Annotated in this window: 24 protein-coding genes; 20 read left to right on the plus strand and 4 right to left on the minus strand. The window is 69.5% G+C overall.

The window, feature by feature from the left end; all coding sequences use genetic code 11:
- Positions 1 to 55: 55 nt before the first annotated feature.
- Positions 56 to 583, minus strand: a complete 528-nt coding sequence (locus U3649_RS12935) for a glutathione peroxidase (RefSeq protein ID WP_407354615.1) — start codon at positions 581 to 583, stop codon at positions 56 to 58.
- A 172-nt stretch (positions 584 to 755) separates the two neighbouring features.
- On the opposite strand from U3649_RS12935, the gene U3649_RS12940 reads away from it, so the two are divergent.
- The 5 genes from U3649_RS12940 to U3649_RS12960 all read left to right on the plus strand — a co-directional run bounded on the left by U3649_RS12940 (position 756) and on the right by U3649_RS12960 (position 4,762).
- Entirely contained in the window at positions 756 to 1,178 is a 423-nt protein-coding gene (locus U3649_RS12940) for a hypothetical protein (RefSeq protein WP_407351727.1), read from the plus strand.
- A gap of 4 nt (positions 1,179 to 1,182) precedes the next feature.
- The gene (locus tag U3649_RS12945; protein ID WP_407351728.1) at positions 1,183 to 1,554 is read left to right on the plus strand and encodes a GntR family transcriptional regulator; all 372 of its coding nucleotides are present in this window, start codon (positions 1,183 to 1,185) and stop codon (positions 1,552 to 1,554) included.
- Between the two features lie 44 nt (positions 1,555 to 1,598).
- Complete coding sequence (locus U3649_RS12950; RefSeq protein ID WP_407354616.1) at positions 1,599 to 2,465, plus strand: ABC transporter ATP-binding protein; 867 nt, start codon at positions 1,599 to 1,601, stop codon at positions 2,463 to 2,465.
- On the plus strand, positions 2,462 to 3,538 hold the full coding sequence (locus U3649_RS12955) for a hypothetical protein (RefSeq protein ID WP_407351729.1): 1,077 nt from the start codon (positions 2,462 to 2,464) through the stop codon (positions 3,536 to 3,538). The genes U3649_RS12950 and U3649_RS12955 overlap by 4 nt, the downstream gene beginning before the upstream one ends.
- A 390-nt stretch (positions 3,539 to 3,928) precedes the next feature.
- The gene (locus U3649_RS12960) at positions 3,929 to 4,762 is read left to right on the plus strand and encodes a GIN domain-containing protein (protein WP_407351730.1); all 834 of its coding nucleotides are present in this window, start codon (positions 3,929 to 3,931) and stop codon (positions 4,760 to 4,762) included.
- 200 nt (positions 4,763 to 4,962) lie between these two features.
- Here U3649_RS12960 and U3649_RS12965 read toward each other — a convergent pair whose 3' ends face one another.
- The gene (locus tag U3649_RS12965; RefSeq protein WP_407351731.1) at positions 4,963 to 6,378 is read right to left on the minus strand and encodes a class II fumarate hydratase; all 1,416 of its coding nucleotides are present in this window, start codon (positions 6,376 to 6,378) and stop codon (positions 4,963 to 4,965) included.
- 159 nt (positions 6,379 to 6,537) lie between these two features.
- Here U3649_RS12965 and purB point away from each other — a divergent pair, with 159 nt between their 5' ends.
- The 11 genes from purB to pilH all read left to right on the plus strand — a co-directional run bounded on the left by purB (position 6,538) and on the right by pilH (position 20,033).
- Positions 6,538 to 7,935 (plus strand): adenylosuccinate lyase, encoded by a 1,398-nt coding sequence (purB, locus tag U3649_RS12970; RefSeq protein WP_407351732.1) that lies wholly within the window; start codon positions 6,538 to 6,540, stop codon positions 7,933 to 7,935.
- Positions 7,936 to 8,020: 85 nt separating this feature from the next.
- A complete protein-coding gene (locus U3649_RS12975) occupies positions 8,021 to 8,419 on the plus strand; it encodes a VOC family protein (RefSeq protein WP_407351733.1) in 399 nt (132 codons plus the stop codon).
- 174 nt (positions 8,420 to 8,593) lie between these two features.
- Positions 8,594 to 9,847: a JmjC domain-containing protein gene (locus tag U3649_RS12980; protein ID WP_407351734.1), complete on the plus strand. Its 1,254-nt coding sequence runs from the start codon at positions 8,594 to 8,596 to the stop codon at positions 9,845 to 9,847.
- Complete coding sequence (locus tag U3649_RS12985; protein ID WP_407351735.1) at positions 9,844 to 10,764, plus strand: GNAT family N-acetyltransferase; 921 nt, start codon at positions 9,844 to 9,846, stop codon at positions 10,762 to 10,764. The genes U3649_RS12980 and U3649_RS12985 overlap by 4 nt, the downstream gene beginning before the upstream one ends.
- 192 nt (positions 10,765 to 10,956) lie before the next feature.
- Positions 10,957 to 13,788 carry a 2-oxoglutarate dehydrogenase E1 component gene (locus tag U3649_RS12990; RefSeq protein WP_407351736.1) on the plus strand — a complete coding sequence of 944 codons (2,832 nt, stop codon included), beginning with the start codon at positions 10,957 to 10,959 and terminating at the stop codon, positions 13,786 to 13,788.
- A gap of 36 nt (positions 13,789 to 13,824) precedes the next feature.
- Positions 13,825 to 15,090: a dihydrolipoyllysine-residue succinyltransferase gene (gene sucB / locus U3649_RS12995; protein ID WP_407351737.1), complete on the plus strand. Its 1,266-nt coding sequence runs from the start codon at positions 13,825 to 13,827 to the stop codon at positions 15,088 to 15,090.
- Positions 15,091 to 15,201: 111 nt separating this feature from the next.
- Positions 15,202 to 16,638 (plus strand): dihydrolipoyl dehydrogenase, encoded by a 1,437-nt coding sequence (gene lpdA, locus U3649_RS13000; protein WP_407351738.1) that lies wholly within the window; start codon positions 15,202 to 15,204, stop codon positions 16,636 to 16,638.
- A 141-nt stretch (positions 16,639 to 16,779) separates the two neighbouring features.
- Positions 16,780 to 17,373, plus strand: a complete 594-nt coding sequence (locus tag U3649_RS13005; RefSeq protein WP_407351739.1) for a TIGR00730 family Rossman fold protein — start codon at positions 16,780 to 16,782, stop codon at positions 17,371 to 17,373.
- Between the two features lie 280 nt (positions 17,374 to 17,653).
- Positions 17,654 to 17,947 (plus strand): GIY-YIG nuclease family protein, encoded by a 294-nt coding sequence (locus U3649_RS13010; protein WP_407354617.1) that lies wholly within the window; start codon positions 17,654 to 17,656, stop codon positions 17,945 to 17,947.
- Between the two features lie 533 nt (positions 17,948 to 18,480).
- Entirely contained in the window at positions 18,481 to 19,479 is a 999-nt protein-coding gene (locus U3649_RS13015) for a YhdH/YhfP family quinone oxidoreductase (RefSeq protein WP_407351740.1), read from the plus strand.
- Positions 19,480 to 19,625: 146 nt separating this feature from the next.
- On the plus strand, positions 19,626 to 20,033 hold the full coding sequence (pilH, locus tag U3649_RS13020) for a twitching motility response regulator PilH (protein ID WP_370562976.1): 408 nt from the start codon (positions 19,626 to 19,628) through the stop codon (positions 20,031 to 20,033).
- Positions 20,034 to 20,066: 33 nt separating this feature from the next.
- Here the strand turns inward: pilH and U3649_RS13025 are convergent, their stop codons facing one another.
- The gene (locus U3649_RS13025; protein WP_407351741.1) at positions 20,067 to 20,978 is read right to left on the minus strand and encodes a DnaJ C-terminal domain-containing protein; all 912 of its coding nucleotides are present in this window, start codon (positions 20,976 to 20,978) and stop codon (positions 20,067 to 20,069) included.
- 170 nt (positions 20,979 to 21,148) lie between these two features.
- Entirely contained in the window at positions 21,149 to 21,619 is a 471-nt protein-coding gene (locus tag U3649_RS13030) for an Hsp20/alpha crystallin family protein (RefSeq protein WP_407351742.1), read from the minus strand.
- Between the two features lie 147 nt (positions 21,620 to 21,766).
- On the opposite strand from U3649_RS13030, the gene U3649_RS13035 reads away from it, so the two are divergent.
- The 4 genes from U3649_RS13035 (at position 21,767) to U3649_RS13050 (ending at position 24,844) form a co-directional block, all read left to right on the plus strand.
- On the plus strand, positions 21,767 to 22,246 hold the full coding sequence (locus U3649_RS13035) for a peroxiredoxin (RefSeq protein ID WP_407351743.1): 480 nt from the start codon (positions 21,767 to 21,769) through the stop codon (positions 22,244 to 22,246).
- 525 nt (positions 22,247 to 22,771) lie between these two features.
- Entirely contained in the window at positions 22,772 to 23,086 is a 315-nt protein-coding gene (locus U3649_RS13040) for a DUF2282 domain-containing protein (RefSeq protein WP_407351744.1), read from the plus strand.
- 28 nt (positions 23,087 to 23,114) lie between these two features.
- Positions 23,115 to 24,017: a DUF692 domain-containing protein gene (locus U3649_RS13045; RefSeq protein WP_407351745.1), complete on the plus strand. Its 903-nt coding sequence runs from the start codon at positions 23,115 to 23,117 to the stop codon at positions 24,015 to 24,017.
- Entirely contained in the window at positions 24,014 to 24,844 is an 831-nt protein-coding gene (locus tag U3649_RS13050; RefSeq protein ID WP_407351746.1) for a putative DNA-binding domain-containing protein, read from the plus strand. Before U3649_RS13045 ends, U3649_RS13050 begins: the two co-directional genes overlap by 4 nt.

The raw sequence follows: 24,844 nt of genomic DNA on the forward strand, positions 1-24,844 counted from the left end.
GGCGCCTATTGTCGCGAGGCCGGCGCGCACGGGCAATCGCGTGCGCGCCGCGCGTTCATCTGCCCGTGGCGTGCGCCTGCAGCGCACGCTCGATCGCCGCCACCACCTCCGGATCGTCCGGCACGGTGCGGCTGCCCCAGTTCGCCAGCACCCGGCCATCGCGGCCGATCAGGTACTTGTGGAAGTTCCATTGCGGCGTCGCGCCGGTGGCCGCGGCAAGGTCGCGATACAGCGCCGTGGCCTCCGGCCCGACCACGTGCACCTTCTCGAACATCGGGAACTTCACCCCGTAGGTGAGCGTGCAGAACTCGCGGATCTCCGCCTCGTCGTCGAACTCCTGCTCCTTGAAGTCGCCCGACGGGAAACCGAGCACGGCGAAACCGCGATCGCCGTACCGCGCGTGCAGCTCTTCCAGCGCCTCGAACTGCGGCGTGAAACCGCATTTGCTCGCGGTATTGACCACCAGCAGCACCTTGCCGCCGTAGGCCTCCTGCAGGTCGACCGGCGCCTTGCCGGCCAGTGGACGGTAGCTGCGGTCGAGCAAACCGTCTGCGGCGTGCACCTGCATGCTCATGAAACACATCATTAATACAGCACAAGATGCTGTTATAGAAAGAATTTTTTTGTCTTTCATGAGGAACTCCACGGCAACGTGACTTCGGTTGGGGGGCCAATCGGCATCCGGTTCTTGACAGCTCCTGTCCTGGTGTTATAGTTCCATACAACACCGATCAACCAGGGCAGGAGGTTCCGGCATGAACCGCAAGCTCCACAACACGATACTGGCTTTCTCCGTCACCGGCGGCATGCTGTTGCTGGGATTCATGGCAGCCGTTCCGGTTCCGCGCGCGGCCCAGGCCGCGGCGGCGCCGACGCAGAACCTGTCTTCCGCGCGCGCCGAAGCCCTCGAGGCGCGCACCCGGGCGTTCGAGGCGGAACTCGGGCGCGCCGGATCCGCCAACGAGATGATCGCCCTGTCCTCGGTGTTCCTCGCCGAGATCGTGGCCGAGGCGGCAGTCGCCTCGGCCCTGCAGGGCATCGAGCAGGACACCACCGGCGAAGGCGCCACCGGCACCAGGGCGGCCGAGCGCAAGCGCGGCAACGGCCGCAAGCGCAATGCCCTGGCCCTGCCCTATTTCTCGTTCGCGCACGGCCTGCGCGGCAGCAGCGGGAGCTGACCCCATGACGTCCATCCAGTGGAGCGAAGGCGCTCCCATCTACCGGCAGCTGAAGGAGCGCGTCATCGCGATGATGCTCGACGGCCTGCTCAAGCCCGGCGACGCCCTGCCCTCGGTGCGGCAGGTCGCGGCGGAATACCAGCTCAACCCGATCACCGTCTCGCGGGCCTACCAGGAGCTGGCGGACGAGGCGCTGGTCGAAAAACGAAGGGGACTCGGCATGTTCGTCACCGATGAGGCATCCAAGAAGCTGCTGGCCAACGAACGCGAGCGCTTTCTCACCGAGGAATGGCCGCAGGTGCTGGAGCGCATCCAGCGCCTGGGGCTGGCGACGGAGGACCTGCTCAAGCCGATCCGCAATGGAGGTGCGAAGTGAACGCCGCCGTCTCCGACAAATTCTCCGGCGGGTCCCCCGGCGGCCTGTCCAACGACCTCGTGGTGCAGGCACGCGGCCTGCGCAAGGCCTACCGGAACACGCTGGCCCTGGACGGCACCGCGTTCGACATCGAGCCGGGCCGGATCGTCGGCCTGATCGGCCCCAACGGCGCCGGCAAGACCACCGCGCTCAAGGCGATGCTCGGCCTGATCCCGTTCGAGGGCGACCTCAAGATCCTGGGCCGCGATCCACGCCTCGAGCGCGACGCGCTGATGAACGACGTCTGCTTCATCGCCGACGTCGCCGTGCTGCCGCGCTGGATCCGCGTGCGCGAGGCGATCGAGTTCGTCGCCGGCGTGCATCCGCGCTTCGATCGCGCCCGCTGCGAGCGCTTCCTCGCCAACACCCAGCTCAAGCCGGACGCCAGGGTGCGCGAGCTGTCCAAGGGCATGATCGTGCAGCTGCACCTGGCCCTGGTGATGGCGATCGACGCCCGCCTGCTGGTGCTGGACGAGCCGACCCTGGGCCTGGACATCCTCTACCGCAAGCAGTTCTACCAGCGCCTGCTGGAGGACTACTTCGACGAGCAGAAGACCATCCTCATCACCACCCACCAGGTCGAGGAGATCGAGCACATCCTCACCGACGTGATGTTCATCCGCGACGGCAAGATCGTCCTCAAGGCGACCATGGACGAGGTCGGCGGGCGCTTCACCGAGGTGCTGGTCAACGCCGAGCAGGCCGAGGCCGCGCGCGCGCTGGGCCCGATCGACGAACGCGCGCTGCCGTTCGGCAAGACGGTGATGCTGTTCGACGGGGTCACCCAGCCCGCACTGGCGTCCTACGGCGAGACCCGCACGCCGGGCCTGGCCGATCTCTTCGTCGCGACGATGAAAGGAACCTACGCATGAACGCGAGCACCGACACCATGACCCGGGCGCCGGGCGCGAATCCCCCGGCGGCGCCGCACGCGACCCACCGCTACCGCATGCTGCTGCGCCGCGAATACTGGGAGCACAAGGGCGGCTTCCTGTGGGCGCCCCTGGTCGCAGGGGCGATTTCCCTGGGGCTGACCCTGCTGTTCGCCATCATCGCCCTGGTCGCGGCGCACCGCGCCGCGGCGGGCGGCGAGCTGGAGATCGACGGCGAGGTGATGGTCAACGGCCTCGACCTCGGGCTGATCACCAGCCGCCTCGGCCCGGAGGAGATGCGCCAGCTCGGCGCCGGCCTCGACGTGAGCCTGGTCATGGCCTCGACCTGGCCGTTCATCGTGCTCGCCTTCGTGGTGTTCTTCTACTGCCTGGGCGCGCTGTACGACGAGCGCAAGGACCGCAGCGTGCTGTTCTGGAAGTCGCTGCCGCTGTCGGACCGCGATACCGTGCTGTCGAAGGCGGTCAGCGCCGTGGTCGTCGCGCCCGCCTTCGCCACCCTTGCGGCGATCGCGACGATGCTCGGTTTCCTGCTGCTGGTGAGCGCGATCGTGCTGGCGCACGGCGGCAACCCGGTGCGCCTGGTCTGGGGCCCGGCCAGCCCGTTCTACCTGGCCGCGCACTTCATCGCCGCGATCCCGGTGTACGCGGTCTGGGCGCTGCCGACCGTCGGCTGGCTGCTGCTGTGCTCGGCCTGGGCCCGGAGCAAGCCGTTCCTGTGGGCGATCATGATTCCGGTCTTCGCCGGCGTGATCGTGTCCTGGTTCGACCTGATGGAGCTGTTCCACCTGGAGACCCTGTGGTTCTGGAAGAACGTGGTCGGCCGCTCGCTGCTGAGCGTGGTCCCGGTCGGCTGGCTGGACGCGCTCGACCTGCAGGGCCTGGCCGCGATGGGCCGCTTCGAGTTCGAAAGCGCCGCCGACATCCGCGGCGTGCTCAACCTGAAGGTCATGTACTCGGCCTTCGCCTCGCCGAAGATGTGGATCGGCGCCGCCGCCGGCGTGGCGATGATCGTCGCCGCCATCCGCCTGCGCCGCTGGCGGGACGAGGGGTGAGGCAGGCCGCTTGCGCGGCACTGACGCGCGGCCTGCCGAACGCCCGGCCATGGATGGCCGGGCCGGACGGTCCAAAGCCGGTCGGTCTCGCCATGGATGGCAGCGGCCCACTCCCCGAAGCGGCAGCAGGATGCCTTAATTGGCATCGGCAGCGGCCGCGAGCGCCCGGCCATGGATGGCCGGGCCGTCCGAAACCGGTCAGTCCCGCCATGGATGGCAACGGTCAGCCCCCCGAAGCGGCAAGTCGCCCTATCTGCCACTGCTGCGGGCGCGAACGCCCGTATTAGGGATGGCCAGGACCGTCCGCCCGCTTCGCCGGACGACGGCGACAGGCGGCCCGAAAACACCCCAAGCGTTCCGACGAACGCAACCGATCACAGGAGCCCGTGCATGAAACCCATCGTCACCACCGCCCTGCTCGCCAGCCTGCTGCTGCCGCTGGCCGCCGCCGCCCAGGACGACCGTTGCAAGGAATCCGAATCGCGCGAGCTGCAGCTCGACCTCGCCGGCGTGAAGACCGTGACGTTCGAGGTCGGTCCGCACAAGCTGCGGCTCGACGCGACCGATGCCCCCGACGCCACGCTGCGCGGACGCGCGTGCGCGGCCAGCGCGGCGCGCCTGCCGCAGCTGCAGATCGAACAGGAGAAGAGCGGCGACCGGCTGCTGGTCCGCCTGCAACGCGAGGAGCGCGCACTGAGCTTCTCCTTCGGCAACAGCTATGCCTACCTGGACCTGTCCGGCCAGATTCCCGACGACGTGCTGGTGCAGCTGAAGGTCGGCTCGGGCGATGCCTGGCTGACCGGCGCCGCGGCGATGAGCGCGGACGTGGGCTCCGGCGACGTCGAGGCGAAACGGATCCGCGGCCTGGCCACGGCCAAGGTCGGCTCCGGCGACATCGCCTTCGACGACATCGGCGCGCTCGAGGTCCTGTCGATCGGCTCGGGCGACCTCCAGGCGCGCAACGTCCGCGGCGCGGTCGAGGTGGGCAGCATCGGCTCGGGGGATTTCGAGCTCGAAGGCGCGAAGGGCGACGTCGAGATCGGCTCGATCGGCTCCGGCGACGCCGACCTCGGCGATATCGACGGCAACGTGGCCGTCGGTTCGATCGGTTCGGGCGACCTCGACGCCCGCGGCATCCGCGGCGATCTCACCGTGCGCTCGAAAGGCAGCGGATCGGTCGAACATTCGGGGGTGACCGGTAAGGTCGAGATTCCCCGCCGCTGACGCGGCGCGGCGTGCGCGTGCGCTGATGGGCGAGCCGCGGCGGTTGGCCCGTACCGGGGATGAATTGCCCCCCCGCGGAGCAGTCGCGACAGCCCTCGCCTACGAGGAAGTACGGAAGGCATTCCTTCCTTGTGGGAGCGACGGCAGTCGCGACACGCCGCTGGGGGCCGGTACGATCCAACCCCCGGACCGCGGCAAGCTCAGCCGCCGCGCGACTTGCCGTGAACTCCGCCCCTGGTCAGCGCAGCCGGATCCAGCAGTCGCCTGAGTTCGGCCTCGGACAGGCCGCTGTCCTCCAGCGCCACTTCGAACACGGGCCGGCCCTCGCGATAGGCGCGCTTGGCGATCGCGGCACCCTTCTCGTAGCCGATCACCGGGTTCAGCGCCGTCACCAGGATCGGGTTGCGGTCGAGCGCGGCGGCAACGTCGCCCTTGCGCACCTTCAGGCCGGCGATCGCGCTGTCGGCGAGCAGGCGCGAGACGTTGCCCAGCAGGTGGATCGACTCCAGCAGGTTGGCGGCGATCAGCGGCAGCATCACGTTGAGCTGGAAGTTGCCGCTCTGCCCGGCCACCGTGATCGCGGTGTGGTGGCCGATGACCTGGGCGCAGACCATGCAGGTCGCCTCCGGGATCACCGGGTTGACCTTGCCCGGCATGATCGAACTGCCCGGCTGCAGCGCCGGCAGTTCGATCTCGCCCAGGCCCGCCAGCGGCCCCGAGTTCATCCAGCGCAGGTCGTTGGCGATCTTCATCAACGCCACCGCCAGCGCGTTGAGCTGGCCCGACAGCTCCACCGCGTCGTCCTGCGCGGCGATGCCCTCGAACTTGTCGGCGGCGCTCTCGAAGCGGGTCCCGGCGTGCTGCGACAGCCGCCTGACCGCTTCCCGCCCGAAGCGCGGGTCGGCATTGATGCCGGTCCCGATCGCGGTGCCGCCCAGGGGCAGGCGCCGCAACCGCCCGAGGCTGTCCTCGATCCGCGCCTGCGCCGACGCCAGTTGCGCCGACCAGGCGCCGAACTCCTGCGCCAGTGTCAGCGGCATCGCGTCCATCAGGTGGGTGCGGCCGGTCTTGACGACGTTCTTCAGGGCCCGCCCGCGGCGGTCGACGGTGCGGCGCAAGTGCTTGAGCGCCGGCAGCAGGTGCTCCACCGTCGCCAGCTGCGCGGAAACGCGGATCGCGGTCGGCACCACGTCGTTGGAGCTCTGGCCGAGGTTGACGTGGTCGTTCGGGTGCACCGGCCTGCCGCCGCGCGAGGCCAGCGTGGCGATCACCTCGTTGGCGTTCATGTTCGACGAGGTGCCGGAGCCGGTCTGGTAGATGTCGATCGGGAAATGGGCGTCGTGCTCGCCGCCGGCGACGGCGAGCGCGGCCTTGCCGATCGCCTGCGAGAGCCGCTTCGGCAGCAGCCCGAGGCCGGCATTGGCCTCGGCGGCGGCGGCCTTGATCAGGCCCAGCGCGCGAACGAAGTCGCGCGGCATCGGCCGGCCGGAAACCGGGAAGTTCTGTACCGCGCGCTGGGTCTGCGCGCCCCACAGCGCATCGGCGGGCACCTGCAGCTCGCCCATGCTGTCGTGCTCGGTGCGCGTGCCGGACGCGGGCGATGATCGCTTGACCATGAACGTCTCCATAGCGGGTCGATGCGGGGCAGTCTAGCGCCCGGCCCGTCGCCGCGGCGGCGCTCGCCGGGCGGGCGTGCAGGACTTCCCGTCGCGGCGCCGGAGCGCCGCTGGCTGTAAACTTGTCGGTTTCGCCACTCCGCCAGGGTCGCCGCCTCCATGTCCGCTCCCGCCAACCCGGCAGATACGTTCGCAGAATCGCGCCTGCTCGCCCTGTCGCCGCTCGACGGCCGCTATGCCGGCAAGGTCGACGCGCTGCGCCCGATCTTCTCCGAGTACGGCCTGATCCGCGCCCGGGTCCGGGTCGAGGTGGAATGGCTGCTGGCGCTCGCCGCCCATCCCGGCATCGCCGAGCTGTCGGAGTTCGACGAGGCCCGAAGTGCGAAACTGCGCCGCCTGGTCGACGATTTCTCGGTCGCGGACGCGGCCCGGGTCAAGGAGATCGAGCGCACCACCAACCACGACGTCAAGGCGGTCGAGTACTTCATCAAGGAGCGGCTGCAGGGCGAACCGGATCTCGCCGCGGCGCTGGAGTTCGTGCATTTCGCCTGCACCAGCGAGGACATCAACAACCTGTCCTACGCGCTGATGCTGGGCGACGCCCGCCAGCAGGTGCTGCTGCCGAAGCTCGACGCCCTGATCGAGAAGCTGCGCGCGATGGCGCACGCGCATGCGGCCCTGCCGATGCTCTCGCGCACCCACGGCCAGACCGCGTCGCCGACCACCCTGGGCAAGGAACTGGCCAACGTCGTCGCGCGCCTGCAGCGCCAGGGCGAGACCCTGGCCGGCGCGCGCATGCCGGGCAAGATCAACGGCGCGGTGGGCAACTACAACGCGCACCTGGCCGCCTATCCGGACGTCGACTGGCCGGCGTTCGCCGAGCGCTTCGTGCATTCGCTCGGGCTCGACTGGCAGCCCTACACCACCCAGATCGAGCCGCACGACGGCATCGCCGAGCTGTGCGACGCGCAGCGCCGCATCGACAGCATCTGCATCGACCTGTGCCGCGACCTCTGGGGCTACATCTCGCTCGGCTACTTCCGCCAGACGACGAAGGAAGGCGAGATCGGCAGCTCCACCATGCCGCACAAGGTCAACCCGATCGATTTCGAGAACGCCGAGGGCAACTTCGGCGTCGCCAGCGCGCTGTTCGAGCACTTCGCCGCCAAGCTGCCGGTCAGCCGCTGGCAGCGCGACCTCACCGACTCCACCGTGCTGCGCGGGCTCGGCACCGCGTTCGGACACGCCCTGGTCGCCCTCGACGCCCTGCTGCGCGGCCTCGACAAGCTCGCGGTCGACGAGGCGCGGCTGCAGGCCGACCTCGATGCCGCCTGGGAGGTCCTGGCCGAGGCGGTGCAGACGGTGATGCGCCGCCACGGCCTGCCCAACCCCTACGAACAGCTCAAGGCGCTGACCCGCGGCCGCGGCATCGACGCCGACTCGATGCGCGGCTTCATCGAGTCGCTCGCGCTGCCGGAGGACGAGCGGCGGCGCCTGCTGGCGCTCACTCCCGCCGCCTACACCGGCCTGGCCGAACGGTTGGCGAGCCAGATCTGACCGGAAGACGGATCTCCGCTCCGCAGGAGGCGCCCCGCGCGGGCAGGACGGCAGCCGAACTACGGCCACGAAACGGAGCCTGTGCATGCACCTGCTGATCAACATCGACGTCGACGACCTGGCGCGGGCCGAGCGCTTCTACTGCCAAGCTTTCGGGCTCAGGCCCGCGCGCCGGATCGGCGGCGGCGTGCTGGAACTGCTCGGCGCGCAGGCGCCGATCTACCTGCTGAAGAAGGAAGCCGGCAGCATCGGGGCGGGGACGGCCGAGCGCAGCTACGCACGCCACTGGAGCCCGCTCCACTGCGACGTGGTGGTTGACGATCTCGACGCGGCCCTGGCCCGTGCCCTCGCCGCCGGCGCCCGCCAGGAAGGCGACGTTCGCGAGGCCGGCTGGGGCCGCATCGTGCAACTAGCCGACCCATTCGGCCACGGCTGGTGCCTGCTGCAGTTCCTCGGCCGTGGCTACGACGAGATCGCTGGCTGAACCCCGTCGCGTTCCGGAGCCGCCGCTCGTCGTGCCTGTTTGCGGGAGTGGCGTGCCGCCGCCGGGACGTCGCGACCGGCCGCGTCGCCGTCGCGACTTCCGTCGCTCCCACAGGAGCGGAGCGTTCTCGGCGTTTGTGGGAGCGACGGAAGTCGCGACAGCCGCACCGAAACGATGCGGGCCACACCCCGATCGCGTAGGCTTTCGCGCATGCCCCCACTTCCGATCGAAATCGACGCTTCCGCGCTGCCGCCGCTGGGCATGCCGCCGGCGGAGTTCCTGGAGAACTACTGGCAGAAGCGGCCGCTGCTGATCCGCAACGCGTTCCCGGATTTCGTCTCCCCGATCGCCCCGGAGGACCTCGCCGGCCTGGCCTGCGAAGACGGCGTGCTGGCGCGCATCGTCGCCCACGAACGCAGCACATCGTCCGAAGGCCGCGACCGCTGGCTGCTGCGGCAGGGGCCGTTCCCGGAATCGCTGTTCCCCACCCTGCCCGACCACGACTGGACCCTGCTGGTGCAGGACGTCGACAAGTGGGACGCCGATGTCGCCGCCTTGCTGCCCGCCTTCGATTTCCTGCCGCGCTGGCGCATCGACGACGTCATGGTCAGCTTCGCCGCGCCGGGCGGCTCGGTCGGCGCCCACGTCGACCAGTACGACGTGTTCCTGCTGCAGGCCCAGGGCCACCGCCGCTGGCAGATCGACGACCGTCCGGACCCGCCGGTGCACTTCCGCCTGGACACCGAGCTCAAGCTGCTGCAGCGCTTCGCCCCCAGCCACGACTGGGTGCTCGGCCCCGGCGACATGCTGTACCTGCCGCCGGGCGTGCCGCACCACGGCGTCGCCGAGGACCCGTGCCTGACCTTCTCGGTCGGCATGCGCGCGCCGTCGGCCGCCGAGCTGATGGGCGATTGGGTCGACGCGATGATCGCCGAGGCCGACGACGGCCTGCGCTACCGCGATCCCGACCTGGCGCCGCCGCGCGATCCCCACGAGATCGACCCCGCGGCGATGAACCGCGTGGTCGAGGCGCTGAACCTGCTGCGGATGAACGATCCCGACCGCCTCGGCGACTGGTTCGGGCGCTTCATTACCCTCTACCGCGCCGGCGGCGAGGCCGCGCCCTCCGGGGAGCCGCGCTCGCGCATCGAGGTCGAATGGGACCTGCAGCAGGGCGGCACGCTGCACCGCCATCCGTTCACGCGCATGGCCTGGCGGCGCAGCGGGCGCGAGGCGCGGCTGTACGTGGCCGGCCAGGACCTGCCGCTGCCGGCGCGCGACGCGGCGCGGGTCGCCGCCGCCGCCAGCATCGATGCCGGACTCTACGGCGCGCTCTCCGCGACCGGGCGCGATGCCGTGTTCGCCCTGCTCGGGCAGGGCCACTACCGCCTGCTGCCGCCGGGCGACGAGGACGAGCCGGCGTCATGAGCACGGGCGCCGCGGACGCGCCGTTCCGGATCGAGGCCGTGGACCATGCCGTGGCCTCGGCCGACCTGCGCAGCGTGCGCGAGGCCGTCTTCGTGCGCGAACAGCGGGTGCCGCCGGAACTCGAACTCGACGCCGTCGACCCGCTGTGCGCGCATGTCCTCGCCCGCGACGCCGGCGGCCGCCCGATCGGTACCGGGCGCATGGACGGCGCGGGCAGGATCGGGCGGATGGCGGTGCTGGCGGACTGGCGCGGCCGCGGCGTCGGCGCCGCCCTGCTGCAGGCGCTGCTGCGCATCGCACGCGAACGCGGGTTGAAGGAGGTCGTGCTGCACGCCCAGGCGGGCGCCATCGCGTTCTACGCCCGCCACGGATTCGTCCCCGTCGGCGGGCGATTCCATGAGGCCGGCATCGAGCACCAGACCATGCGGCTGGCGCTCGCACGGCCGCAGGCGATCGAAAGCCGTGAAGACGCGGTGACGGCCACGGTCGACCTGGTATCCGATGCGCGGCGGCACCTGTGGGTCTACAGCCGCGAACTCGATCCCGGTCTGTTCGACGATCCCGCCGTGCTGGAGGCGCTGCGGGCGTTCGCGGTACGCGAGCGCGGCGGCGAGGTCCGGCTGCTGCTGCAGGACGCGGCGGCCGCGCAGCGGGCGCACGCGCCGCTGCTGGCGCTGGCGCAGCGGCTGCCGAGCACGTTCCTGTTCCGCGAGGTCGAGGATCCGGTCGACCGCGCCTATGCCTCGGCCTTCGTCGCCAACGACGGCGGCGGCTACTATTTCCGCGGCCTCGGCCATCGTTTCGACGGCGAATGCGAGCGCCACGGCGCCGGCCGCGCACGCCAGCTGGTCGAGGCCTTCAAGCCGGTCTGGGAGCGCGCGCGGCCATGCAGTGAACTGCGTGCGCTGGGGCTGTGACCGGCGCGCACGCGCCGCGCAACGCCGGCTAACCTGCCGCCGTCGGCGACCCGACGGCCAGTCGCACCGCAACCGGCGCTGCGGCTATAATCAGCGACTTCATGCGCCCGCTTTGCCGGCGGTCGCCGCCCCTCCGCACCGGAACATCCGGAACGGGCGCCGCCTTCCCCCTAAGAGCCCCATACGCCAGACGTGGACAGTCTTCTGAAGCAGTTTGCGCAGTCTTCCCAGCTCGGCGCCAACGCCGCCTACATCGAAGAACTGTACGAGCGATACCTGGTCGATCCCGACAGCGTCGGGCCGAAGTGGAAAACCTGGTTCGATGCGCTCGAGGGCCGCGAGGCCGGCGACGTCCCGCATTCGGCGGTGCGCGAGGCGGTCGCCGAGGCCGGCAGGCGCGCGGCGCGCGGCCAGGCCGGCGGAGGGGGCGCCGACGAACGCGAGCGCCATGTCGGCCGCCTGATCACCGCCTATCGCTCGCGCGGCCACCTCGGCGCGCAGCTCGATCCGCTCGGCCTGTCGCCGCCGGTCAACCCGCCCGACCTCGGCCTGCCCTTCCACAATCTCTCCGATGCCGATCTCGACGGCGAGTTCAGCACCGGCGGCGTGGGCGGCCGCGAACGCATGCGCCTGCGCGACCTGCTGGCGCTGCTCAAGGCCACCTACACCGGGCCGATCGGCGCCGAGTTCATGCACATCACCGATGCCGAGCAGCGCCGCTGGCTGTACGAGCGCCTGGAACGCGCCGGCGGCCGCTTCGACCCCGGCGTCGAGGGCCGCAAGCGGATCCTCGAACGCCTGACCGCGGCCGAGGGCCTCGAGCGCTACCTGCATACCAAGTACGTCGGCCAGAAGCGCTTCTCGCTGGAAGGCGGCGATGCGCTGATCCCGCTGCTCGACACCCTGGTCCGTCGCGCCGGCAGCGACGGCGTCAAGGACATCGTCATCGGCATGGCCCACCGCGGCCGCCTCAACGTGCTGGTCAACACCCTGGGCAAGTCGCCGCGCAAGCTGTTCGACGAGTTCGAGGGCAAGTTCGAGCACAAGCCCAGCGACGACCCGGCGCACACCGGCGACGTCAAGTACCACATGGGCTTCTCCGCCGACGTGCAGACGCCGTCCGGGCCGGTGCACCTGGCCCTCGCCTTCAATCCCTCGCACCTGGAGATCGTCGACCCGGTGGTGGTGGGCAGCGTGCGCTCGCGCCAGCACCGCCGCGGCGACAAGGCGCGCAAGATCGTGCTGCCGGTGCTGCTGCACGGCGACGCCGCGTTCGCCGGCCAGGGCGTGGTGATGGAGCTGTTCCAGATGTCGCAGGCGCGCGGGTTCGCGGTCGGCGGCACCGTGCACGTGGTGATCAACAACCAGGTGGGCTTCACCACCAGCGACCGCCAGGACGCCCGCTCCACCCTGTACTGCACCGACGTGGCCAAGATGGTCGGCGCGCCGGTGCTGCACGTGAACGCCGACGACCCGGAGGCCGTGGTCTTCTGCGTGGAACTCGCCTACGCGTTCCGCCAGCAGTTCCGCAAGGACGTGGTGATCGACCTGGTCTGCTACCGGCGCCACGGCCACAACGAGTCCGACGAGCCGGCGGCCACCCAGCCGCTGATGTACCAGACCATCCGCAAGCACAAGACGCCGCGCGAGCTCTACACGGCACGCCTGATCGAGGCCGGCGTCGTGACCGAGGACGAGGCCAAGGCGATCGTCGACGGCTTCCGCGACAAGCTCGATGCCGGCGAGGTCACCACCGAGCTGGCCGACGCCAATCCGGACGACTACGACCTCACCATCGATTGGGGCCCGTATCTCTCCGGCCGGATCGACGATCCGGTCGACACCCGCGTCCCGGCGGCCAAGCTGCAGGCGCTGGCGAAGGCCATCAACGAGATTCCGGACAACGTTTCCCTGCATCCGCGCGTCGCCAAGGTCTACGAGGAGCGGCGCAAGATGGCCGCCGGCGAGATCCCCGGCGACTGGGGCTTCACCGAGAACCTCGCCTACGCCACCCTGCTCGACGAAGGCCACAAGCTGCGCCTGGTCGGCCAGGACAGCGGCCGCGGCACCTTCTTCCACCGCCATGCGGTGCTGCACGACCAGAACAGCGGCGACGACTACATCCCGCTGCAGCAGCTGGTGAAGAACCCCGAGGACGCCACCATCATCGACTCGCTGCTGAGCGAGGAGGCGGTGATGGCCTTCGAGTACGGCTACTCCACCTCCGAGCCCGGCACGCTCGACATCTGGGAGGCGCAGTTCGGCGACTTCGCCAACGGCGCGCAGGTGGTGATCGACCAGTTCGTCTCCTCCGGCGAGGCCAAGTGGCAACGCCTGAGCGGGCTGACGCTGTTCCTGCCGCACGGCTACGAGGGCCAGGGCCCGGAACACAGCTCCGCGCGCCTGGAGCGCTTCCTGCAGCTGTGCGCGCTGGAGAACATGTTCGTCTGCGTGCCGACCAACTCGGCGCAGGCGTTCCACATGATCCGCCGGCAGCTGTGCATGAAGACCCGCAAGCCGCTGGTGGTGATGACGCCGAAATCGCTGCTGCGGCACAAGCTGGCGGCCTCGCCGCTGCGGGACCTGTCCGACGGCGAGTTCCGGCACCTGATCGCCGACGAGGCCGACCCGAAGCAGGTCAAGCGCGTCGTCGCCTGCTCCGGCAAGGTCTACTACGACCTGCTCGAGGAACAACGCAAGCAGTCGCTCGACAACGTGGCGCTGATCCGCGTCGAGCAGCTGTACCCGTTCCCGCGCGAGGCGCTCGCCGCCGAGCTCGAGCGCTACGGCAAGGGCGTCGGCCTGGTCTGGTGCCAGGAAGAGCCGCAGAACCAGGGCGCCTGGTACCAGATCAAGCACCACCTCGACGCCTGCCTCGCATCCGGCCAGAAGCTGCACTACGCCGGTCGCCCACGCTCGCCGTCGCCGGCGGTCGGTCACTTCAACGACCACGTCGAGGAGCAGAAGCAGCTGATCGCCGACGCGTTGGTGAACCCGCTCAAGGGCAAGGTCGCCGCCGAATGATTCCCACCCCACACCGCTTTCCCAGGAAGCCGCCCCATGGCCACTGAAATCAAGGTCCCCGTCCTGCCCGAATCCGTCGCCGACGCCACCATCGCCAGCTGGCACAAGAAGCCCGGCGACGCGGTCAAGCGCGACGAGAACATCGTCGACCTTGAGACCGACAAGGTCGTGCTCGAAGTGCCCTCGACCGTCGACGGCGTGATCAAGGAGCTCAAGTTCGAGGAAGGCGCCACCGTGACCAGCTCGCAGGTGATCGCCCTGATCGAGGAAGGCGCCGCGGCCGAGGCTCCGAAGAAGGACGAGAAGAAAGAGGAAAAGAAGCAGGAAGACGGCAAGTCCGACGCCGACGAGGCAGTGTCGACCACCAAGGACGAAACGGACGAGGTCAAGGCGGCTAAGCAGGAAGGCCCGCAGATGGCCAAGAAGGAAACCAAGCAAGCCGCGCCCTCCTCCAACCAGTTACCGCCCGGCGCACGCTTCACCGCCGAGAAGGAAGGCATCGATGCCGCGCAGGTCGAAGGCACCGGCCGCCGCGGCGCGGTGACCAAGGAGGACCTGCTCAACTACGCCTCCGGCAAGACCGCCGGCGTCTCCGGCGGTGCGCGCCCGGAAGAACGCGTACCGATGACCCGCATCCGCAAGCGCATCGCCGAACGCCTGATGCAGTCCAAGAACTCGATCGCCATGCTGACCTCGTTCAACGAGGTCGACCTGGGCAAGGTGATGGCGCTTCGCAAGGAGCTTGGCGAACAGTTCCAGAAGGAGCACGGCATCAAGCTCGGCTTCATGAGCTTCTTCGCCAAGGCCGCCGCCAACGCGCTGCAGCGGCACCCGGTGGTCAACGCCTCGGTGGATGGCGACGACGTCATCTACCACGGCTATGCCGACATCTCGGTGGCGATCTCCACCGACCGCGGCCTGGTCACGCCGGTGCTGCGCAACGTCGAGCGCATGGGCTTCGCCGAGGTCGAACAGGGCATCGCCGACTTCGCCAAGGCCGCGCGCGAGGGCGGGCTGAAGCTCGAGGACCTGCAGGGCGGCACCTTCACCATCACCAACGGCGGCACCTTCGGCTCGCTGATGTCGACCCCGATCGTCAACCCGCCGCAGTCGGCGATCCTGGGCATGCACGCGATCAAGGAGCGCGCCGTCGTCAAGGACGGCCAGGTGGTCGCCGCACCGATGATGTACATCGCCCTGTCCTACGACCACCGCATCATCGACGGCAAGGACGCGGTGCTGTTCCTGGTCGACATCAAGAATCAGCTCGAGAATCCGCACCGGATGCTGCTCGGCATGTGATGCCGAGCAGCATCCCGGGAGTCGGGAGTCGGGAGTCGGGATTCGGAAAGACGTCGAGCCCGCTCTTGCGAATCCCAATCCCCAATCCCAAATCCCGTGTGAGCGAATGAAATGAGCGAACAATTCGACGTCATCGTCATCGGCGCCGGCCCCGCCGGCTACCACGCCGCCATCCGCGCCGCGCAGCTGGGCATGAAGGTGGCCTGTGTCGACGCCGCGCTGGGCAAGGACGGCAAGCCGGCGCTCGGCGGCACCTGCCTGCGGGTGGGCTGCATCCCGTCCAAGGCGCTGCTCGATTCCTCGCGCCAGTACTGGAACATGGGCCACCTGTTCGGCGACCACGGCATCAGCTTCAAGGACGCGAAGATGGACGTCGGCGCCATGGTCGGGCGCAAGGACAAGATCGTGAAGCAGTTCACGGGCGGCATCGCGATGCTGTTCAAGGCCAACAAGGTGACGCCGTACTACGGCTTCGCCACGCTGCACCCGGACCGCCTAGTCAAGGTGAAGCAACACGACGACAGCGAGGTCGAGCTCAAGGCGACCAACGTGATCATCGCGGCAGGTTCCGACTCGATCGAGCTGCCGTTCGCGAAGTTCGACGGCGAGAACATCGTCGACAACGTCGGTGCGCTCGACTTCACCGAGGTGCCCGGGCGACTGGGGGTGATCGGCGCCGGCGTGATCGGCCTGGAGCTGGGCAGCGTGTGGAAGCGCCTGGGCGCCGAGGTCACCGTGCTCGAGGCCCTGCCCGACTTCCTCGCCGCCGCCGATGCCGAGATCGCCAAGATCGCCGCCAAGGAATTCAAGAAGCAGGGCCTGGACATCAGGCTGGGCGCCAAGGTCAGCAAGACCGAGGTCAAGAAGAAGGGCAAGAAGACCGAAGTCCACGTCACATTCGAGGACAAGGACGGCGAGCAGAGCCTGGTGTTCGACAAGCTGCTGGTCTCCGTGGGCCGCAAGGCCGCGAGCAAGGGCCTGCTGGCCGACGGCACCGGCGTGAAACTGGACGACCGCGGCCGCATCGAGGTGGACGAGCACTGCCACACCGGCGCCGACGGCGTCTGGGCGGTCGGCGACTGCGTACGCGGGCCGATGCTGGCGCACAAGGGCTTCGAGGAGGGCATCGCCGTGGCCGAGCTGATCGCCGGCCTGCCCGGCCACGTCAACCTCGAGACCGTACCGTGGGTGATCTACACCGAACCGGAAGTCGCCTGGGTCGGCCGCACCGAGAAGCAGCTCAAGGACGAGGGCGTCCCGTACAAGGTCGGCACCTTCCCGTTCGCAGCGCTCGGCCGCGCGGTGGCGATGGGCGAGCCGGCGGGCATGGTCAAGGTCATCGCGCACGCGGAGACCGACCGCGTGCTCGGCCTGCACCTGGTCGGCGCCAACGTCTCCGAGCTCGTGCACGAGGGCGTGCTGACCATGGAGTTCAAGGGTTCGGCCGACGACCTGGCGCGCATCTGCCACGCGCATCCGACCATGTCCGAAGCGATCCACGACGCCGCGATGGCGCTGGACAAGCGGGCGATTCACAAGGCGAATTAGAGCCGCGATTCGGGATTGGTGATTCGTGATTCGTGAAAGCGGCCACGTCACCCCCGATTTTTCTGTTCCACTGAACGCCGGGCGTAAGCTCGGCGTTCGCTTTTGCGAATCACCAATCACTAATCACGAATCACCATCCCGATGAAAAGCCTCTGCGTCTACTGCGGTTCCAACGCCGGCAGCGATCCGCTCTACGCCGAGCGCGCCATCGCGCTCGGCACGCGCCTGGCGAAGGACGGCATCCGCCTGGTCTACGGGGGCGGCAACATCGGCCTGATGGGCACCGTTGCCGATGCCGTGCTCGAAGCCGGCGGCGAGGTGACGGGCGTGATCCCGCAACAGCTGGTCGACTGGGAGGTCGCGCATCGCGGTGTCACCGCGTTGGAGATCGTCGGCTCGATGCACGAGCGCAAGTCGCGCATGTTCGACCTGGCCGACGGCTTCGTCGCCCTGCCCGGCGGCTTCGGCACTCTGGAGGAGATCGTCGAGATGCTGACCTGGCGCCAGCTCGGCATCGGCCGCAAGCCATGCGCGTTCCTGGACATCGCCGGTTTCTGGTCGCCGCTGATCGCGATGATGGACCGGATGGTCGAGCAGCGTTTCCTGCACCCGGACCAGCGCGACGACCTGTGGACCGGCGACGACATCGACGCCCTGCTCGCCTGGATGCGCGCGTACGAGCCGGCGCAGGCATCCAAGTGGTTGGACGAGAAGCGCCGCCGGGCGTTGCGGTGAGCAGTTCCGGCGTTTGGCGAAACGATCGCGACGCGTGGCGACGCGTTCATCGCCGCCGGCGCCCTGATCTCCGCGCGGCGCGGCTCGACGAGAAGCGCCGCCGGGCGTTGCGCTAAGCGATCCCGCCGCACGGCGGCCGAACGTGCACCAACCCGCGCTCCGCCCCGTCATCCCGGCGCAGGCCGGGATCCAGGCCCGCGCGTTGTCAGCACCCGCAAGCTGCGCGAGAATCTGCGAGCGGCTGGAAGCCGGCTTGTCCCATCGACGACAGGACACCCTCATGCGGGAAAGGATTCCCTGCGTTTACATCCTCGCAAGCCGACGCAACGGCACCCTCTACATTGGCGTGACCTCAGACCTGCCGGCGCGAATCTGGCAGCACAGGCATGATCTGGTCGCGGGTTTCACGCAGCGCCATCGCGTGCACACGCTGGTCTGGTACGAGCCCCACCCGACCATGGCGTCCGCGATTGGCAGGGAGAAGGCGCTCAAGGAATGGAAACGTGCGTGGAAACTACGGTTGATCGAGTCGGCGAATCCGCAGTGGCGGGATCTCTATCCGGAAATCGCATAGGTACAGCTCGTCGTGAGGCCTGTCCAGGCTTTCGCACGCACCTCGACTGACTCAGAATCGGCTTTCTGGATCCCGGCCTTCGCCGGGATGACGGATCTGAAACATGACCTCGATTTCATCAGTCTTCCGCGGCCTCCGTATCCACGACGACTGCGATTGATCGAGTCGGTGAATCCGCTGCGCGTGATCTCTACCTCGAGATCGCATAGGCAGCCACCACAGTTCGTCGTGAAGCCTGTCCGGGCTTTCGCACGCACCTCGACTGACGCAGAATCGGCCTTCTGGATCCCGGCCTTCGCCGGGATGACGGATCCGGGACATGGCCTCCATTCCCCAGTCTTCCGCGCCTTCGGTATCCACGACGACTGCGATTGATCGAGTCGGCGAATCCGCCATGCGTGATCTCTGTCGCGAGATCGCATAGCAACCATCGCAGTTCGTCGTGAAGCCTGTCCGGGCTTTCGCACGCACCTCGACTGACGCAGAATCGGCTTTCTGGATCCCGGCCTTCGCCGGGATGACGGATCCGGGACATGGCCTCCATTCCAACGACCTTCCGCGCCTTCCGCATCCACAATGACGACGCCGGCTATCGCAGCGGCATCGAGGACGTTTCGCTGGAGGACCTCGCGCCCGGCGAAATCGTGATCAAGGCCGCGTACTCCTCGGTCAACTACAAGGACGCCCTCGCCGGCACCGGCCAGGGCAAGATCCTGCGGCGCTTCCCACTGGTGGGCGGCATCGATGTCGCGGGCCATGTCGCCGCGTCGACCGACAAAGCCTTCAAGGAAGGCGACGCGGTGCTGGTCACCGGTTGCGGACTGAGCGAGACCCGCGACGGCGGCTACTCCGAATACGCCCGCCTCGAGTCGCGCTGGGCGATCCCGCTACCCGCCGGACTCGACCTGCGCGAGAGCATGGTCCTGGGCACCGCCGGCTTTACCGCGGCGCTGGCGCTGCTGCGCATGAGCGAGAACCGGCAGACCCCCGACCTCGGCCCGCTGGCGGTGACCGGCGCCACCGGCGGCGTCGGCTCGCTGGCCGTCGACATCTTCAGCAGCGCCGGCTACCGGGTGCACGCGATCAGCGGCAAGCCGGAGCACAGCGGCTATCTGCGGTCGATCGGCGCCGACGCGGTGCTCGGCCGCGACGCGCTGGCGACCGCGCGACCGATGGACTCGGTGCGCTTCGGCGGCGGCCTCGACAACGTCGGCGGCCCCATGCTGGCCAGCCTGCTCGCGCAGACCGCACCCTACGGCAACGTCGCCAGCGCCGGGCTCGCCGCCAGCCACGACCTGCCGGCCACGGTGATGCCCTTCATCATCCGCGGCGTCTCGTTGCTCGGCGTGGCCTCGGCCGGCACCGCGCGCGGGATCCGCGACGAGGTCTGGCGCCGGCTCGCGTCCGACTGGAAGCCCCGCCACCTCGACCGCATCTGCACCCGCGAGGCGTCGCTCGAGCAGTTGCCGGACGTGTTCGCGCGCATGCTGGCCGGGGGTTCGCGCGGGCGGACATTGGTCACATTCGAGTGAAACGCGCGCGACGTTCCACTTCAATTCCGTGACGCAGGCGGTTGATTCGCCTGGACCGGACCCGCACGGTACGGAGGCGGTCGACGCCGTCGCTTGCGAGCGTCGGCACCGCCGTTACAATCCTCACGTTGAATCCGGGGAACACCATGGCGCGCATCCTGATCGTCGACGACTCGCCGTCACAGCTGGCCGGCATCCGCCGGATCGTGGAAAAGCTCGGCCATGAAGCGCTCCCGGCCGAAGACGGCCAGGCCGGCGTCGACGCCGCCAAGCGCGAGCTTCCGGACCTGATCCTGATGGACGTGGTGATGCCGAACCTCAACGGGTTCCAGGCCACCCGCGCGATCACCCGCGAGCCCACCACCCGGCACATCCCGGTCGTGCTGGTCACCACCAAGGACCAGGAAACCGACCGCATCTGGGGCATGCGCCAGGGCGCGCGCGGCTATCTCACCAAGCCCTTCAGCGAAAGCGAGCTGTCGGACGTGATCGCCAGCATCCTCACCGCCGGCGACGCCGGTTCCGCCAAACCGCAGGCGCCTGTCGCAGGCTGAGCCACACCGGCCGGATCACGCTCCGGCGCTGGATCACGCTCGTCGCCAGCCGCTGCCGAAGGCGTCCTGCAGGTCGCGGTAGGCCTTGCGTTGCGCCTCGTTCTCCGCGCGCGGCGCCAGCACCTCGAGTTCCACGATCTGGTCCCCGGCCGCGGCGCCGCGCGCACCCGGCAGGCCGCGGCCGCGCAGGCGCAGTTTGCGCCCGGCTTCGGAATCGGGCGGGATCTTCAGCTCCACCGGCCCGCCCAGCGTCGGCACGCTGACCCCCGCTCCGAGCGCCGCCTCCCAGGGCGCCACCGGCAGCACGTGCACGACATTGGCACCGTCGACCTCGAAATGCGGATGCGCGGCGTACTCGATCTCCAGCAGCAGATCGCCCTGGCCGCCGGCACCCTGCCCCTTGAGGCGGATCAGCTGGCCCGGCCGGACGCCTTTCGGGATCCGCACGTCCAGCGCCTTGTCGTTGACGCCGATCCGGATGGCCCGGCCTTCGTACACCGCCTCCAGCGGCACCGCCAGGCGCGCGCGCGTCTCGCCGCGCGGCGTTCCGCCGCTCCGGCCGGCACGCGGGCCGCCGCCCGCACGCCGGTGCCCGAACAGCTCCTCGAAGAAGTCGCTGAATCCGCCTCCGGCGCCGCCGCCCGCGAAGATCTCGTCGAAGTCCGCGCCGCCGGGCCCGCCCTGGCCGAAGCCGCCGTGCGGCGGCTGCACCTCGTCGCCCGGACGGTAGCCGCGGGCGCGCAACTGGTCGTAGGCGCTGCGCTTGTGCGGATCGCGCAGCGCCTCGTAGGCCTCGTTGACGGCCTTGAACCGCTCCTCGGCGCCCGGTTCCTTGCTGACGTCGGGATGGTACTTACGCGCCAGCCGGCGATAGGCGGTCTTGATCTCCGCGTCGCCCGCGCCCGGCTCGACGCCGAGGATCTCGTAATAGTCCTTGAACTGCATGCTTCACCTTGCGCTGGGATCGGAGCCGCGGTCGCGCGGTACGCCGGCGAAAGCCGGTACACGACGATCTTCGCCGTGCCCGAGGATCCCACAAACGCCACGGCCTGCAAGCACGCCTGCAGGCCGTGACGGGACGGGCGGCCGGATCGCGAGCCGCGGCCGCGGCGCCGTTACTGCCGCGCGGTGCTGCCCGGCCCCACCTGGATGCGTCGCGGCGTGGTCTCCGGACGCTTGGGAATGCTGATCTCCAGCACCCCGTTGTGGCCGTTGGCGGTGATGCCCTCCGGATCGGCGCTGTCGGGCAGCGCGAAGCGGCGGTGGAAGCTGCCGGTGCGGCGCTCGACGCGCGAGAAGCGGGCGTTCTCCCCGTCGGTGTCGGACCTGCGCTCGCCGCGGATGCTGAGGATGCCCTTGTCCATCAGCACCTCCACCTGCTGCGGATCGACGCCCGGCAGGTCGGCGAAGATCACGAAGCGGCCGTCCTCCTCCTTGATGTCCACGCGCGGCATCCATTGGCTGGTGACGACGGACGATTCGTCCTGCCCGTCCTCGTTGTTGAAGAACTGGTTGAAAACCTGGCGGATCTCGTCCTGCATCGAGGACTGGATCGGCCACTGCGAATAGCGGACCGGGTGTCTCATCGATCTTGTCTCCGTTGCTGTGGCACGGCCATCGCGGCCGGATGCCCACACAGCTAGGTCCTCCGGCGCCACCTTTCAAGGGCCTTTGCCGCTCCCTCGACACGGAACCGCTAGACTGCGTTCAGTCGACCCTCACAGGACACCCGCATGCCCATCCAGCCCGGCGACCCGATCCCCGAGGTGGTGCTCAAGCACATCGACGGCGGCATCCAGGCCATCGATACCCCGACCTTGTTCGACGACAAGAAAGTGGTGCTGTTCGCCGTCCCCGGCGCCTTCACCCCGACCTGCTCGGAGCGGCACCTGCCCGGCTTCGTCAAGCATTTCGACGAGTTCCGCGCCCGCGGGATCGACGTCGCCTGCATGGCGGTCAACGACCCGTTCGTGATGAAGGCCTGGGGCGACAGCCTGGACGTGCCCCAAGGCATGCTGATGCTGTCGGACGGCAACGGCGACCTGGCCCGCGCGCTGGGGCTGGAGATGGACGCCAGCGCCTACGGCATGGGCACCCGCGCCAAGCGCTTCGCCCTGTACGCCGAGGACGGCGTGGTGAAGCAGCTGTTCGTCGAGGCCCCGGGCGAGTTCAAGGTCTCGAGCGCGGAGCACGTGCTGGCGAGCCTGGAGTAGCGCCGGCAACGCCGGGCAGTCGGGCCGTTCGGGAACGTCAGACGACATACCGGTCCCATCTGCCGCCATCGGCTGGCGGGTGTCGAAGATCAACCGGCTGAACACCAGCGCCACGCCGAGCGGCGCGCTGGCGACCAGCGTCCACGGCACGGTGATGCCGCGGGCGGTGGACGCGCACGGCACCGCCAGCGACGCATCAATCCGGGCGTGTCGTCGCGGCCGCCGCCGGGCCGCGTGCCGCCCCGGAAGAACGGCGGCTCGGGCCCGCCTTGCCGGGCGGCCGGCGCGAGACCGGAAAACAGGCTCAGCAGCAGGCCCATCGAGATCGTCGCAAGGGATCGCATGCGATTGCCCTTCACGCGCTCGCCGGCGCCCGGCTTCTCATGTCTTTCGTTTCGTCGATGCGCGCTGCAACGTAACCATTCGCCCCGTCGAACGAATCGTCCTGATGCGGGGGCAATCAGGCGCCGCTCTCGGTGCCTGACGACGCCTCGCTCTTCCCTCAACCGCTTCAGGAGACTCTTCATGACCACCCGGATTCATTCCGCCGTTCCCGCGCTCGCCCTCGCCACCGCGCTCGGTTCGGCGCTGGCCATGGGCGCTTCGCCCGCACAGGCCCAGGAGAAAGGCGCCGAGAAGGAAAGATGCTACGGCGTCGCGCTCGCCGGCAAGAACGATTGCGCCGCCGGCCCCGGCACGACCTGCGCCGGCACCTCCAGGACCGACTATCAGGCAAACGCCTGGAAGTACGTGCCGGCCGGCACCTGCACGCAGACCGCGTCGAAGACCTCGCCCACCGGCCACGGCCAGCTCGAGCCGTTCGAACCGAAGAAGTCGTAAGCCCCCTGGCCCTTTCGGAGACAGGTCGGTGAACCTCCCCTCATCCCCCTCCATCGCCGAATCTTCTCCGGCCGGCACCGGCCTGCCCGTGCGGGCCGGTGTCGGATTCAAGCCCCGTCATTTCGATGCGCTGCGGGCGGACGTCGCGCCGCCCGGCTTCATCGAGGTGCACGCCGAAAACTACATGGGCGCCGGCGGAGCGCCGCATGCCCAACTCGCCGCACTCCGGGAGCGGCTGCCGCTCTCGCTGCACGGCGTCGGCCTGTCCGTCGGCGGCGAGGACCCGCCGGATCCCGCCCACCTCGATCGGCTGGCGACGCTGATCGCCCGCTATCGGCCCGAGGCCTTCTCCGAACATCTCGCCTGGTCGACGCACCACGGCCGGTTCTTCAACGACCTGCTGCCGCTGCGCTACGACGCCCGCACCCTGGACCGGGTCTGCTCGCACATCGACCTGGTGCAGGGCCGGCTCGGCATGCGCATGCTGCTGGAGAACCCGGCGACCTATCTGGAATTCGAGGGCAGCGCCTACGACGAGCCCGGCTTCCTGTCGGCCATCGTGCGCCGGACCGGCTGCGGGCTGCTGCTGGACGTGAACAACGTCCACGTGTCGTGCCGCAACCATGGCCATGATCCGCTGGCCTACCTGGCGGCACTGCCGCTGCGCGCGGTCGGCGAGATCCATCTCGCCGGACACGCGGAGGAACGCGACGTCGACGGCGACCTGCTGCTGATCGACAACCACGGTTCGCCGGTCGCCGATGCCGTCTGGGCGCTGTACGCGCGCACCCTGGCGATGACCGGACCGATCGCGACCCTCATCGAGTGGGACAACCACGTGCCCGACTACGCGACGCTGCGCGAGGAAGCGCGGCGGGCGGAGACGATCCTGGACGGGATCGGTACGACCGCGCAGGAGACGGCGGCATGAGCGGCGCCGACGCCCGGCAGGCTGGCTCGCAACGGGACGCCGCCGCTGCGCCGCTGCGGCTGGGGGAGTTCGCCGCCGCGCTGCTGCAGCCGGTCCTCGAGGTGCCTGCCGGCGTCGAGAACCGCGACCGGCGGCGCGCCGAACGCAGGTTCGCCGTGCACCGCAACAACGTCGTCGTCGGCCTGGTCGATGCGCTGGCCGAATCGTTCCCAGTCACCCAGGTCCTGGTCGGCCCGGAGTTCTTTCGTGCGATGGCGCGCGAACGCGTCCTGGCCGAACCGCCGCAGAGCCCGGTGCTGACCGATTACGCGATCGGCTTTCCGGACTTCATCGCCCGGTTCCCGCCGGCCGCCGCCGTGCCCTACCTCGCGGAGGTCGCCAGGATCGAAGCGCTGCGCATCCGCACCTATCACGCGGCCGACGCCACGCCGGTCGCGGACACGGCCTACCGCAAACTGCTCGAAACGCCCGAACGACTGGCCGCGACGCGCGCGGTGCTCCATCCCGCCTGTGGCTGGTTCCGCGGCCGCCATGCCGCGTATTCGATCTGGCGCGCGCACCAAAGGCTGCAGGACATGGCCGAGGCCAGCCTCGCCGGCATCGACGTCGCGCGCGCCGAGGACGTGCTGATCACCCGACCGGCGTTCGATGTCGCCGCCACTGCCCTGCCCGACGGCGCCGTCGCCTGGCTGGACGCGCTTCGCGACGGGCAGTCCTTCGCCGCCGCCATGCATGCCGCCGGCACCGAGGTCGACGGCGGCGCGCTGTTCGCGCTCCTGATGCGCTACGGCCTGGTCACCGCGTTCGATCCCACCCCGGAGCACTGA

It is taken from the genome of Luteimonas sp. R10 (assembly GCF_045689605.1).
Lineage (GTDB): Bacteria > Pseudomonadota > Gammaproteobacteria > Xanthomonadales > Xanthomonadaceae > Luteimonas.

Coding starts and splice junctions, on each gene's coding strand:
- U3649_RS12935 (WP_407354615.1), bottom strand. CDS start 583: ATGTGTTTCATGAGCATGCAGGTGCACGCCGCAGACGGTTTGCTCGAC.
- U3649_RS12940 (WP_407351727.1), top strand. CDS start 756: ATGAACCGCAAGCTCCACAACACGATACTGGCTTTCTCCGTCACCGGC.
- U3649_RS12945 (WP_407351728.1), top strand. CDS start 1,183: ATGACGTCCATCCAGTGGAGCGAAGGCGCTCCCATCTACCGGCAGCTG.
- U3649_RS12955 (WP_407351729.1), top strand. CDS start 2,462: ATGAACGCGAGCACCGACACCATGACCCGGGCGCCGGGCGCGAATCCC.
- U3649_RS12960 (WP_407351730.1), top strand. CDS start 3,929: ATGAAACCCATCGTCACCACCGCCCTGCTCGCCAGCCTGCTGCTGCCG.
- U3649_RS12965 (WP_407351731.1), bottom strand. CDS start 6,378: ATGGTCAAGCGATCATCGCCCGCGTCCGGCACGCGCACCGAGCACGAC.
- purB (WP_407351732.1), top strand. CDS start 6,538: ATGTCCGCTCCCGCCAACCCGGCAGATACGTTCGCAGAATCGCGCCTG.
- U3649_RS12975 (WP_407351733.1), top strand. CDS start 8,021: ATGCACCTGCTGATCAACATCGACGTCGACGACCTGGCGCGGGCCGAG.
- U3649_RS12980 (WP_407351734.1), top strand. CDS start 8,594: ATGCGGGCCACACCCCGATCGCGTAGGCTTTCGCGCATGCCCCCACTT.
- U3649_RS12985 (WP_407351735.1), top strand. CDS start 9,844: ATGAGCACGGGCGCCGCGGACGCGCCGTTCCGGATCGAGGCCGTGGAC.
- sucB (WP_407351737.1), top strand. CDS start 13,825: ATGGCCACTGAAATCAAGGTCCCCGTCCTGCCCGAATCCGTCGCCGAC.
- lpdA (WP_407351738.1), top strand. CDS start 15,202: ATGAGCGAACAATTCGACGTCATCGTCATCGGCGCCGGCCCCGCCGGC.
- U3649_RS13005 (WP_407351739.1), top strand. CDS start 16,780: ATGAAAAGCCTCTGCGTCTACTGCGGTTCCAACGCCGGCAGCGATCCG.
- U3649_RS13010 (WP_407354617.1), top strand. CDS start 17,654: ATGCGGGAAAGGATTCCCTGCGTTTACATCCTCGCAAGCCGACGCAAC.
- U3649_RS13015 (WP_407351740.1), top strand. CDS start 18,481: ATGGCCTCCATTCCAACGACCTTCCGCGCCTTCCGCATCCACAATGAC.
- pilH (WP_370562976.1), top strand. CDS start 19,626: ATGGCGCGCATCCTGATCGTCGACGACTCGCCGTCACAGCTGGCCGGC.
- U3649_RS13025 (WP_407351741.1), bottom strand. CDS start 20,978: ATGCAGTTCAAGGACTATTACGAGATCCTCGGCGTCGAGCCGGGCGCG.
- U3649_RS13030 (WP_407351742.1), bottom strand. CDS start 21,619: ATGAGACACCCGGTCCGCTATTCGCAGTGGCCGATCCAGTCCTCGATG.
- U3649_RS13035 (WP_407351743.1), top strand. CDS start 21,767: ATGCCCATCCAGCCCGGCGACCCGATCCCCGAGGTGGTGCTCAAGCAC.
- U3649_RS13040 (WP_407351744.1), top strand. CDS start 22,772: ATGACCACCCGGATTCATTCCGCCGTTCCCGCGCTCGCCCTCGCCACC.
- U3649_RS13050 (WP_407351746.1), top strand. CDS start 24,014: ATGAGCGGCGCCGACGCCCGGCAGGCTGGCTCGCAACGGGACGCCGCC.